Raw genomic sequence first — 9,188 nt, 5'->3', positions numbered from 1 at the left:
TTTCAGTCGCGTCAGCGTTGCGTAGCAAAAACGTGGGTCAATCATCGCATCTCCAAAGCTATTGTCTCTAGGGCAAAGGTCACAAACAGCGCTATTGCTCTGGAAGACTTGACAGGGATACGGGAGCGTATCAACCAACAACCCCGCAGCAAAGCTGAACGGCGCAGGGCCAACAGTTGGGCGTTCTACCAACTGAGGCAGTTTCTGGAATACAAGACTCTGCGTGCAGGAGTTGCTTTGATTCTGGTGCCGCCTGCCTACACGTCGCAGACCTGCCACCGGTGTTTGCATATCCATCCCGACCCTGCGCAATCCTATCGCAGTGGTAAGTCGTTCAAGTGTGGGCACTGTGGATGGGAAGGGGATGCGGACTGGAATGGGGCCAACATGATTGCCAAACTTGGGGCTGTCGTAAACCAGCCTAGAGGTCCGTGGTTGGCTTGCCAACTGCAGGGCTACCGAAAGCCCGCCCCGTACTGCGAAGCAGTCAGGGCCGGGTAGTTTACTGCCAGCTTTTTGCGCTTCTTGTACAGGAAAGCGAGATCCTTAGCCCAGGAGGTTGACGGGCCGACTCAGTTGGATCCCTTGCGAGAGCTGGGGTTGAACTTGTGGGGGATCCTCACTTGGCCAATTTCCTTGGGGCTGGTCGTCTTCTCCTGCTGGGTGCTGTATCGATTTGGCCCCAGCTTGCGCCGACCCCAAATCCCGATTTGGCCTGGGGCCATCGTGGCCAGCCTACTGTGGGTTGGGGTGTCGTGGGGGTTGCGGATTTACGTGGAGCACTTTGGGCAGTTCAACCAAGTCTACGGGGCGGTGGGGGCGGTTATTGTTCTGCTGCTCTGGGTTTGGCTCACTTCCTTGGCGCTGCTGTTTGGGGATCAGATCAACATCGCCCTCTACCAGGCGCGAAAATGGATTGCAGAACGGGATCCCTAGCCCCACCCCAAATCCGAGTTATGGATGCAGACGGAAATTCTTTCGCCCACTCCTGAGCACATTGCCGTAGCGGCTGCGGCCTTGCTGCAGGGCCAGTTGGTGGCCATCCCCACGGAGACGGTTTACGGCCTGGCGGGCAATGGCTTGGATGAGCAGGCAGTGGCAAACATTTTTGCCGCCAAGGAGCGCCCCCGCTTCGATCCCCTGATCCTGCATCTGCCGGCTGGGGTGACCCTAGAGCAGCTGCAGGGGTGGCTGGTGGATGTGTCGGCTTTTACTCCCACCGCACGTGCTCTGCTGGGATCCCTGATCGACACCTTCTGGCCGGGGCCCCTAACCTTGGTGCTGCCCAAGTGTCCCACCGTGCCGGATCTGGTGAGCAGCGGGTTGCCTACTGTTGCCCTGCGGGTGCCTGCTCACCCGGTGGCTCAAGCTTTGTTGCAGGCGGTGCAAACCCCTCTGGCTGCCCCCAGTGCCAATCGCTTTGGCCGCATCAGCCCCACCTCAGCCCAGGCCGTCTATGCAGAGTTGGGAGGGCGGATCCCTTACATCTTGGATGGGGGAGAGTGTGCTGTGGGCCTGGAGTCCACCGTGCTAAAGCTCAGCCCCGAAGGGATCCCAACGCTGCTGCGCCCAGGAGGGATCCCACTGGAAGCCCTGGAGGCCCACCTGGGGTTGCCCATCCGGTTGCCCCCAGAACAGGCCCCCAAGGATGGCACAACGGGCCCGCCAGAAGCGCCGGGACGACTGAGCAGCCACTATGCCCCCAGTAAGCCCCTCCGGCTTTTGCCCACCCCTTTTGCCCAGCTTCAGCCCGGCGATTGGCAACAGGTGCAGCACCTGACAACCGGTCATTCCCACCTGGGCATCCTCAGCTTTGCCACGGATCCGCAGGCTCTGCTGAACACCCTCTCCCGCCATTGGCCGGGGATCACTTTCAGTTTGGAGTGTTTGGGTTCGGATCCCAAGGCAGCCGCCCGCGCCCTCTTTGCCAGCCTGCGCCGCCTGGATGAGGGAGATGCTACGCTCCTGCTGGCAGAGCCCCCACCCATCTCGACGGGGTTGGGCTATGCGATGATGGATCGGCTACGCCGGGCCAGCAGCCTTTCGCGTTAGCGTCGCTTAGCGATATGGAACTCTCCCCCCTCGTTGCCATCGTAATGGGCAGCGATTCCGATCTGCCCACCCTTGCACCCGCCGCCCAGGTGTGTGAGGAGTTTGGGATCCCTTACCAGATGCAGATCCTCAGCGCCCACCGCACCCCCGAGGCCATGGTAGAGTTTGCCCGCCGCGCCCATACCCAAGGGATCCGCGTCATCATTGCCGGGGCAGGGGGAGCAGCCCATTTGCCGGGGATGGTGGCCTCTCTCACCCCCCTGCCGGTGATCGGGGTGCCGGTGCTCAGCCCATCCCTGCAGGGGATCGACTCCTTATACTCGATTGTGCAAATGCCCAAAGGGATCCCGGTGGCCACGGTGGCCATTGGCAACGGCTACAATGCGGGTCTGCTGGCGGTGCAGATCCTGGCCAGTGGAGATCCCGACCTGCTCCGGCGAGTGATCGCCTATCGGGAAAGCCTAAAACAGGCGGTGCAGGAGAAAAACGACCAGTTGCAAACCCAAGGGTGGAAAGCCTATCTCGACTCCACCGGCAAAGCATAAGAGCATAATTTAGAGAACGTTGACCTATCTTGCCGCCTTGCAAAGGGCCAGATAGGGCCGAGTTTTGGGAGTTGCCATCGGTGAAACATCAATCGGGTCGCCCTTCTTCCGGCCAGGGATCCTGGCCAGAATATCTGCAGCGGGTGGGGCGTGGGGCAGTGGAGACGGGATCCCAAGTTGCTCTGTGGATCCTATCGGGGCCGCAGTGGCGGGTTTTGGCTCTGTCGGCCTTGGCGTTGGCAGGGCTGGCCTTCTGGAATGGGCGGCTGGCGCTCTCTCTGGGGGTGGGCACCTTGGTGATGTTGGGGCTACAGGGGGTGCGCAGCCCTGAGTTCAACCGCCGCTGGCAGGAGTGGCAAGCTTGGTTTCGGCAGGCGGATCGCTGGCTTTTGCTGGCAATTGGTTCGGGAGCAGCCGCCACCTTGGGCACCTACACCCTCATCTCCATCTGGGCAGAATCCACCCAACGCTGGCTGGCCACCGGTGCCATTCTACAGGGATTGGCCACTCTAGCCTTGTTGTCGCTGCTGTTTGGGGAGTGGCTCAGGGGCCGACAAGAGCGGCAACGGTCTCAATTGGAGCGCGACCTCAGCGACATTGCTTCTCCCGATCCCTTCCGACGGCTGGCGGGCGTTCGCCGCTTGCAGAGCTTAATGTCCCACCTGGATCCCGAGCAAACCCGGCTGGCGGTGGATTATCTGCGGTTGGCCCTCGACCAAGAGACGGTAGCGGTTGTGCGGGAAGCCCTGCTGGAGGCCCTACAGGGATGGGGGATCCTGCGCCGCCTCAACGATTTGACCAATCTCAAACACCCCAGCAGGGATCCCTCTTCAAACTAAGATAACGGCTGTCTTGGTCCTCAAGGGTTTGACCGGGATGATAAATTCAGTCCCTTGGGCAATCCGCCAAATAGATTGCTCACCTCAGGTTTAGCTAAACCGCCGAGAAGCCCCGCGCTGTATGCGTAGCAACCCTGCGGGAAGCTAGCTACAGGGTCGGGAGTATGTTACGCGGCATACCCCCTTTCCATCTAGGCTCAGGCTTGTCCCTCTGCCGCCAGCCCTATTGCAAAAAGCTTGCTTGGAGCTGGCCTGCAAGGAAGGCTAGAATCTTTTACTATGGGTAATCCTCTCCAGCCGCTCCCTTAGCCGCACTGTGCCAGCATGTATACCATTTCCGACTTTGACCGCCTGATCCAGTTTCTCCCAGTGGAGATCCGCCCTGAAGTGCAGATCGAGATCGGCACCCCTGACCAGTCTCGGGTTGTGCAGCCGTTGTGGCGCTTCCCCTGGCAAAAGTACTCTCGCTTTGCCATTGACCTCAGCCGTTGGCAGAAGCTGAGCCCTGACCAGCAGAAGATCTACTTCTTGCGAGAAGCGGTGATGGCCACAGAGCTGGCTTTGGGGGATAACTGGTCGGCGTTGTTGCTGTATCCCGCCTTGATCGGGGCCGGCAGCATGGGCATTTTGGTAGAGCTGCAGATGGGAGATAACCTCGGCGTTGGCTTAGCAGCAGGCTTGGCCGCGTCAGCGGTGTTTCTGTTGCGCAAAGCGGAGAAGGGCCAGAAGGCCCAGGTAGCAGCCGACGAGTTTGCCGTGCGCTATGCCTCCCAGAATGGCTACACCTCCGAGCAAGCTGCTGCTATCTTGCTGAGCGCGCTGCAGCAGGTGGCCATCCTCGAAGATCGCGTCAAGAACGACTACGACACCACCATGCGCCGCCGCAACCTGGAGTTCTTGGCGCAGCGGGGTTTGGGATCCGGCACCTTGACCATCAATCCTAAGTACCGCAACAAAGGCCAGAGCTCCAACCCCGGCCCCAATCCTTACCAAAACCCCTTCCAGCGCTGAGTCTTCAAGGCATGCGCAGCTCCCCTTCTACCTCGAGGCGGGTGTAGGGGCCGACGCGAAGGAAGCGCTCCCCCAGCATCTCGGCGGCGGCAGGCTGGATCCAGCCCATGCGCTGCAGCAGGTGCAAAGCCAAAGCATATTTGGCCCGTGCAGCTCCATCCTGAACCTTGATGGCCAGGCCCATGCCTTCCCCTACCCGGCCAATGCATTGGATCCCTTCAGCACCCGATTTGCTCACCAGATCCCCTTGAGTGGCCCGCATCAATTCCGTGTCGAAACACCCCTGTCCGGCCACCATCTCCGGGTGATGGGTCATGGCCCGTGCTACCGATTCCAAGTCGGGCCGCTCGCCGGCGGTCAGTTGGGCGAATAGAGAAGCCAGGTGGTTCAGTTGCAATTGGTAGGTGGGCACCCCACAGTCATCCCGCGCAAACAAAAACTCCTCCGAGGGCATTTGCAGCAAATCCGCTAACTTGGCCCGCACCAGCGCTTGCACCGGATGCTGCCGCTGGGCATAGTCCGACAAGGTCCAGTTTTGGGCGCGGCTGGCCATAAGCATGCCGGCATGTTTGCCGGAGCAGTTGTGGCAAAGGGGGCTGGGCTTGCCGGGTGGGGTGGGGCAGACCAGCAAATCGGGAGATAGATCGGCCCGCCACAGTATGCTGAACACCTGCCGCGCATGAGCCGTGGTGCCCTGATGGGATCCGCACATGATGGCAATATCTTTCTCAGTGAGGCGGTAGCGCTCGCGGATGCCGGTGGAGAGCATGGCCAGCGCTTGGAAAGGCTTGAGGGCAGAACGGGCAAAGACGGGGGTGGTGCTGTTGCCGGCCATGGCCAGAGAACGCCCGCGGCTATCGGCCACGACAGCTTGGCAATGATGGATAGATTCGGTCAACCCCTCCCGCAAGACATGGATTAAGAGTTCAGGGGCGGTGGAACGATTCTCAAATGACATGAAAACCTGGGAAAGGGCTGACGAAGCTGGGAAAGAGGGTGTGTACTCTTCAAATCATACGCGCAGATCCTACGCGAGAAGTTGGCGGGATCCCCTAAAGTAGCAAAATGGAACCCTTTCGCTCGGATCCCTGACCTCTGCCATGTCCTCCAATCCCCTGGTGTTTTTGGTCTGTCACGGCAGCCGGGATCCCGATTATCAGCAGGCTTTGGCAGATTTGTTGGCCCGGGTGCAGCAGCAGCTGGCTCCCCAGCCGGTGGAGCTGGCCCAGTTGGAAGGTCAGCCTCTCACCCTGGCCGAACAGATTCAAGGACGGCTGGCAGCTTGGCTGGGCGCAGGCCGATCTCCCGATCAAGTGGTGCTGCTGTCGCTGTTTATGGGCGAGGGATCCCATGTGGAAGAGGATTTACCGGCTGCGGTGAAGCAGGTTCAAGCTCGCTGGCCGCGCCTGCCCATCCGGTTAACGCCTCCCATTGGCCAGCACCCAGCCCTCCTGGATCTGTTGGCGGCTCGCATTCTGGCTCCACAGTCCTCTTGCTCTGCAACGCTCAGGCGACCCGGCGAACGGGCCGATGCCTGGATTGTGCTCGGCCATGGCAGCCGTCTGTCGGGGTTTGCCGCCCAACTCCAAGCCGGGATCCAAACTGTGCAACGGCGCCTGCCGGGGATCCCCTTGCATGTGGCTTTTGCTGCCCAGTCCCCCACCTTAGAAGCGGTCGTGATCCATTGCTTGCGCCTTAGCCAGTGCCGTCTACGGGTGCTGCCGTTTTTTCTCTTTCCAGGCGGTCTGCTGCGCGCCCTACAAGAACAGGCTCAGCGATTACAGCGGGAATGGCCTCTGCTCCAAATCCAGGTGGAGCCGCCCCTCTGGCGTGATCCTCAACTGATGCAGGCCATTGTGGAGACACTCCAGGCTTTTAGCCCGGCGCTGGAATAGCCGAATCTTTCCCGTTCCCTCAAAATGGATATTTCCAACAGCAATGACGCGACCAGGACTTGAGATGGGCAAAGTGTATTTGGTGGGGGCAGGGCCTGGGGATCCAGGGCTGCTGACGGTGAAGGGAAAGGCGCTACTCGCCCACGCGGATGTGGTCATCTACGATGCTCTGGTGGGATCCTCCATCCTGGAGCTGATCCCGCCGACGGCAGAACGGATCTATGCTGGCAAACACTGCGGCGCTCACACCTTGCCCCAGGAGCAGATCACAGCCTTGCTGATGGAGAAAGCTCGGACGGCAGCCGTGGTGGTGCGGCTCAAAGGGGGGGATCCCTTCATCTTTGGGCGAGGCGGCGAGGAGATGTTGGCTCTGGTGCAGGCCGGGATCCCAGTGGAGGTGGTGCCGGGCATTACGGCGGGCATTGCCGCCAGCGCCTATGCCGGGATCCCTCTCACCCATCGCGACCTCAGCTCCTCAGTTGCTTTTGTTACCGGACATGAGGCGGCAGGGAAATACCGCCCTCAGGTCAATTGGCGGGCTTTGGCCGGGGCGGTGGAAACCCTGGTGATCTACATGGGCATGCACAACCTCAGCCACATTGCCGCTGAATTGTTGGCCGGAGGGAAAGCTCCCGACACCCCGGTTGCCCTGATCCGCTGGGGCACCACCCCTGAGCAAGAGATTCATCTGCTCCGCCTGCAGACTCTGGCTGGGCAGCCCTCGCCCGTAGCACCGCCTTCAATTGTTGTGGTGGGAGCGGTGGTCAGCCTGGCCAGCTTGTTGCCCACTTTGCGTCCGCCAGTCTCGTATTGCTCCGCAGCGCTTGCGCAACCGGAATCTCCATGAACGCCTTCTTTCGCAAGTTGGGTGCCCTCTTCTCCGCCTACTACGCCTACATGCTGGAGTACCGGGCCGAGCTGATCCTGTGGGTGTTGGCCGGATCCCTGCCCCTGATCATGATGGGGGTGTGGAGCGAGGCAGCCCGCTCAGGAGACTTCTCGCTGTCTGCTCTGGAGTTCATCCGCTACTTTCTGGCGGTGTTCCTGGTGCGCCAGTTCACCATCGTCTGGGTCATCTGGGACTTTGAGCGAGAGGTGGTCGAAGGCAAATTATCTCCTCGCCTGTTGCAGCCTCTGGATCCCGCTTGGCACCATGTGGCCAGCCACCTGATGGAGCGCTTGGCCCGTCTCCCCTTTACCCTGGTTTTAATCGCCCTTTTCTTCGTCCTCTACCCCCCTGCCTTTTGGATCCCCTCTTGGGCCCAGGCGGGGCTGGGATCCCTGGCCATTCTCCTGGCTTTTGCCCTGCGCTTTCTCATGCAGTACACCCTGGCGCTGCTGGCCTTTTGGGTGGAACGGGTGACGGCCTTGGAGCAGTTCCATTTTTTGATGTACTTGTTTTTCTCGGGGGTGATTGCTCCTCTTGAGGTGTTCCCACCCCCCGTGCGCCAGCTCTTGGCCTGGACACCCTTCCCCTACCTGGTGCATTTTCCCGCCAGCCTCTGGGCAGGGATCCCGGTGGATATTCTGCGCGGCTTTGGCATGGGCCTGGCCTGGACGGGCCTGCTCTGGCTGGCTAACCGCTGGTTGTGGCGCAAAGGCTTGCAACAGTACTCGGGAATGGGAGCTTAGAGGGCCAGGTTCAGTCCCTCATTTCACAGCTACCGTAGTCTTCAGCTTTCAACCAGGCCACCCTTGAAACCACTATTATGGGTCAAGGCACCCCAGCCAAATGACGAATCCTGTCCGTCTCCCTAAAATAGCCACAGATAACAGGTGAATAGCGCTTTACCCTTTTCCCTAACAGCCTCCTCGAGTCCTCATGAAGCGTGTACTGGTCGTAGATGACGATCCCCTCTCCCTGAAGGTGCTGAGCCGCCACCTGACTCAGCATGGCTATCGGGTTTGTACAGGCGCTTCGGGTGTAGAAGGGTTGCGTCTGTTTGCCCAAGAGCAGCCGGATGTGGTGGTTTCAGATGTGGTGATGCCGGAAATGGACGGCTTTGAGTTTTGCCGACAACTGCGCCAACAGCGCGGCGGCGAGCTCGTCCCCTTCATTTTTCTCTCTTCGCGGGGAGAGATCGATGACCGGGTTCAGGGCTATGAGCGGGGGGCGGATGACTACATCATCAAGCCCTTTGAACCCCTGGAACTGGTGGCCAAAATCGAGGCCCAGATTGAACGCTCCCGCCGCACCCAATCGGAAATTCTGCGGCTGATCCAACAGCAGTCCCAGCCAAAACCCGAAGCGGACCCCCGCCCCACCCCACCCGAATTGCCTCTGACCCCTGCTGAGGAGCGGGTCTTTCGGGAAGTCATTCGCGGCTTCACCAACAAGCAAATCGGCGAGAAGCTGTTCATCAGCCCGCGCACTGTGCAAACTCACCTGACCAACATCCTCAGCAAGCTTTCTTTGGAAAATCGCTCGCAACTGGTGCGTTTTGCCTACGAACGGGGCTACACCGCCGAAGAGGAGCCGGGCCAGAAGGGATCCCTTTCAGGCCAGGTGTAGCCTCAAAACAGCACGTGGCGCTTTTCGCACCCGGCAGGGGATCCGCTCCTTGCCCAAGCGGACAAATGCCTCGTAGCGATGGCAGCCGGAGAACCCATAATACTCCCCTTCCACTTCCAAAACCTCAATGGGCTCCTGCAGACCGATTGCTTCGATAGAAGCCATCAGCGCCCGAACCTTATCCGGATCCGTTTGCCGCGGCAAAGGGCGGCGAATTTGGGCAAGGGGAATCTCGCGAATCTGCGCCATGTTGAACTTTCTGATACATTTACGCTGAACACTGCTGAACATCACTGTTCAACTATGCAGCGATAGCATTCTGTTTGTTTCCAAA

Annotated in this window: 12 protein-coding genes; 10 read left to right on the top strand and 2 right to left on the bottom strand. The window is 60.1% G+C overall.

What is annotated here, in order from left to right; genetic code table 11:
- The 6 genes from NW834_RS12440 to NW834_RS12415 all read left to right on the top strand — a co-directional run.
- Positions 1-501 (top strand): RNA-guided endonuclease TnpB family protein (locus NW834_RS12440; protein WP_414426330.1); only part of this gene is annotated, 501 nt, incomplete at its 5' end.
- Positions 502-525: 24 nt separating this feature from the next.
- Positions 526-936, top strand: coding sequence for a YihY/virulence factor BrkB family protein (locus NW834_RS12435; protein ID WP_414426329.1), 411 nt, complete (start codon positions 526-528; stop codon positions 934-936).
- Positions 937-960: 24 nt separating this feature from the next.
- Positions 961-2,052, top strand: coding sequence for an L-threonylcarbamoyladenylate synthase (locus NW834_RS12430; protein ID WP_414416909.1), 1,092 nt, complete (start codon positions 961-963; stop codon positions 2,050-2,052).
- Positions 2,053-2,066: 14 nt separating this feature from the next.
- Complete coding sequence (gene purE, locus NW834_RS12425) at positions 2,067-2,597, top strand: 5-(carboxyamino)imidazole ribonucleotide mutase (RefSeq protein ID WP_414329156.1); 531 nt, start codon at positions 2,067-2,069, stop codon at positions 2,595-2,597.
- An 80-nt stretch (positions 2,598-2,677) separates the two neighbouring features.
- Complete coding sequence (locus NW834_RS12420) at positions 2,678-3,436, top strand: hypothetical protein (RefSeq protein WP_011432665.1); 759 nt, start codon at positions 2,678-2,680, stop codon at positions 3,434-3,436.
- A gap of 324 nt (positions 3,437-3,760) precedes the next feature.
- Positions 3,761-4,447 carry a DUF3318 domain-containing protein gene (locus NW834_RS12415; RefSeq protein ID WP_414329157.1) on the top strand — a complete coding sequence of 229 codons (687 nt, stop codon included), beginning with the start codon at positions 3,761-3,763 and terminating at the stop codon, positions 4,445-4,447.
- Between the two features lie 4 nt (positions 4,448-4,451).
- Here NW834_RS12415 and NW834_RS12410 read toward each other — a convergent pair whose 3' ends face one another.
- A complete protein-coding gene (locus tag NW834_RS12410) occupies positions 4,452-5,405 on the bottom strand; it encodes an asparaginase (RefSeq protein ID WP_414343721.1) in 954 nt (317 codons plus the stop codon).
- Positions 5,406-5,547: 142 nt separating this feature from the next.
- Here NW834_RS12410 and NW834_RS12405 point away from each other — a divergent pair, with 142 nt between their 5' ends.
- The 4 genes from NW834_RS12405 to NW834_RS12390 all read left to right on the top strand — a co-directional run bounded on the left by NW834_RS12405 (position 5,548) and on the right by NW834_RS12390 (position 8,854).
- Positions 5,548-6,342 (top strand): sirohydrochlorin chelatase, encoded by a 795-nt coding sequence (locus tag NW834_RS12405; protein WP_414416910.1) that lies wholly within the window; start codon positions 5,548-5,550, stop codon positions 6,340-6,342.
- A 64-nt stretch (positions 6,343-6,406) separates the two neighbouring features.
- The gene (gene cobA / locus NW834_RS12400) at positions 6,407-7,189 is read left to right on the top strand and encodes a uroporphyrinogen-III C-methyltransferase (RefSeq protein WP_011432673.1); all 783 of its coding nucleotides are present in this window, start codon (positions 6,407-6,409) and stop codon (positions 7,187-7,189) included.
- Positions 7,186-7,974 carry an ABC transporter permease gene (locus NW834_RS12395; RefSeq protein WP_414418852.1) on the top strand — a complete coding sequence of 263 codons (789 nt, stop codon included), beginning with the start codon at positions 7,186-7,188 and terminating at the stop codon, positions 7,972-7,974. The genes cobA and NW834_RS12395 overlap by 4 nt, the downstream gene beginning before the upstream one ends.
- 190 nt (positions 7,975-8,164) lie before the next feature.
- The gene (locus tag NW834_RS12390; protein WP_011432676.1) at positions 8,165-8,854 is read left to right on the top strand and encodes a response regulator transcription factor; all 690 of its coding nucleotides are present in this window, start codon (positions 8,165-8,167) and stop codon (positions 8,852-8,854) included.
- On the opposite strand, the gene NW834_RS12385 is transcribed toward NW834_RS12390, so the two are convergent.
- Complete coding sequence (locus tag NW834_RS12385) at positions 8,840-9,103, bottom strand: ParB N-terminal domain-containing protein (RefSeq protein ID WP_414358160.1); 264 nt, start codon at positions 9,101-9,103, stop codon at positions 8,840-8,842. The genes NW834_RS12390 and NW834_RS12385 overlap by 15 nt on opposite strands.
- Positions 9,104-9,188: the final 85 nt, after the last annotated feature.

The organism is Synechococcus sp. R60.1 (assembly GCF_047461835.1).
In the GTDB taxonomy this organism is placed as follows: Bacteria; Cyanobacteriota; Cyanobacteriia; order Thermostichales; family Thermostichaceae; genus Thermostichus.
Note: the sequence above shows the minus strand (reverse complement) of the source record. Positions and strands in the feature narration are given on the sequence as shown.

What these genes read in the sequence shown, in the direction of transcription:
- NW834_RS12430 (WP_414416909.1), top strand. Translation starts at nt 961, where the DNA reads ATGCAGACGGAAATTCTTTCGCCCACTCCTGAGCACATTGCCGTAGCG.
- purE (WP_414329156.1), top strand. Translation starts at nt 2,067, where the DNA reads ATGGAACTCTCCCCCCTCGTTGCCATCGTAATGGGCAGCGATTCCGAT.
- NW834_RS12415 (WP_414329157.1), top strand. Translation starts at nt 3,761, where the DNA reads ATGTATACCATTTCCGACTTTGACCGCCTGATCCAGTTTCTCCCAGTG.
- NW834_RS12410 (WP_414343721.1), bottom strand. Translation starts at nt 5,405, where the DNA reads ATGTCATTTGAGAATCGTTCCACCGCCCCTGAACTCTTAATCCATGTC.
- NW834_RS12405 (WP_414416910.1), top strand. Translation starts at nt 5,548, where the DNA reads ATGTCCTCCAATCCCCTGGTGTTTTTGGTCTGTCACGGCAGCCGGGAT.
- cobA (WP_011432673.1), top strand. Translation starts at nt 6,407, where the DNA reads ATGGGCAAAGTGTATTTGGTGGGGGCAGGGCCTGGGGATCCAGGGCTG.
- NW834_RS12395 (WP_414418852.1), top strand. Translation starts at nt 7,186, where the DNA reads ATGAACGCCTTCTTTCGCAAGTTGGGTGCCCTCTTCTCCGCCTACTAC.
- NW834_RS12390 (WP_011432676.1), top strand. Translation starts at nt 8,165, where the DNA reads ATGAAGCGTGTACTGGTCGTAGATGACGATCCCCTCTCCCTGAAGGTG.
- NW834_RS12385 (WP_414358160.1), bottom strand. Translation starts at nt 9,103, where the DNA reads ATGGCGCAGATTCGCGAGATTCCCCTTGCCCAAATTCGCCGCCCTTTG.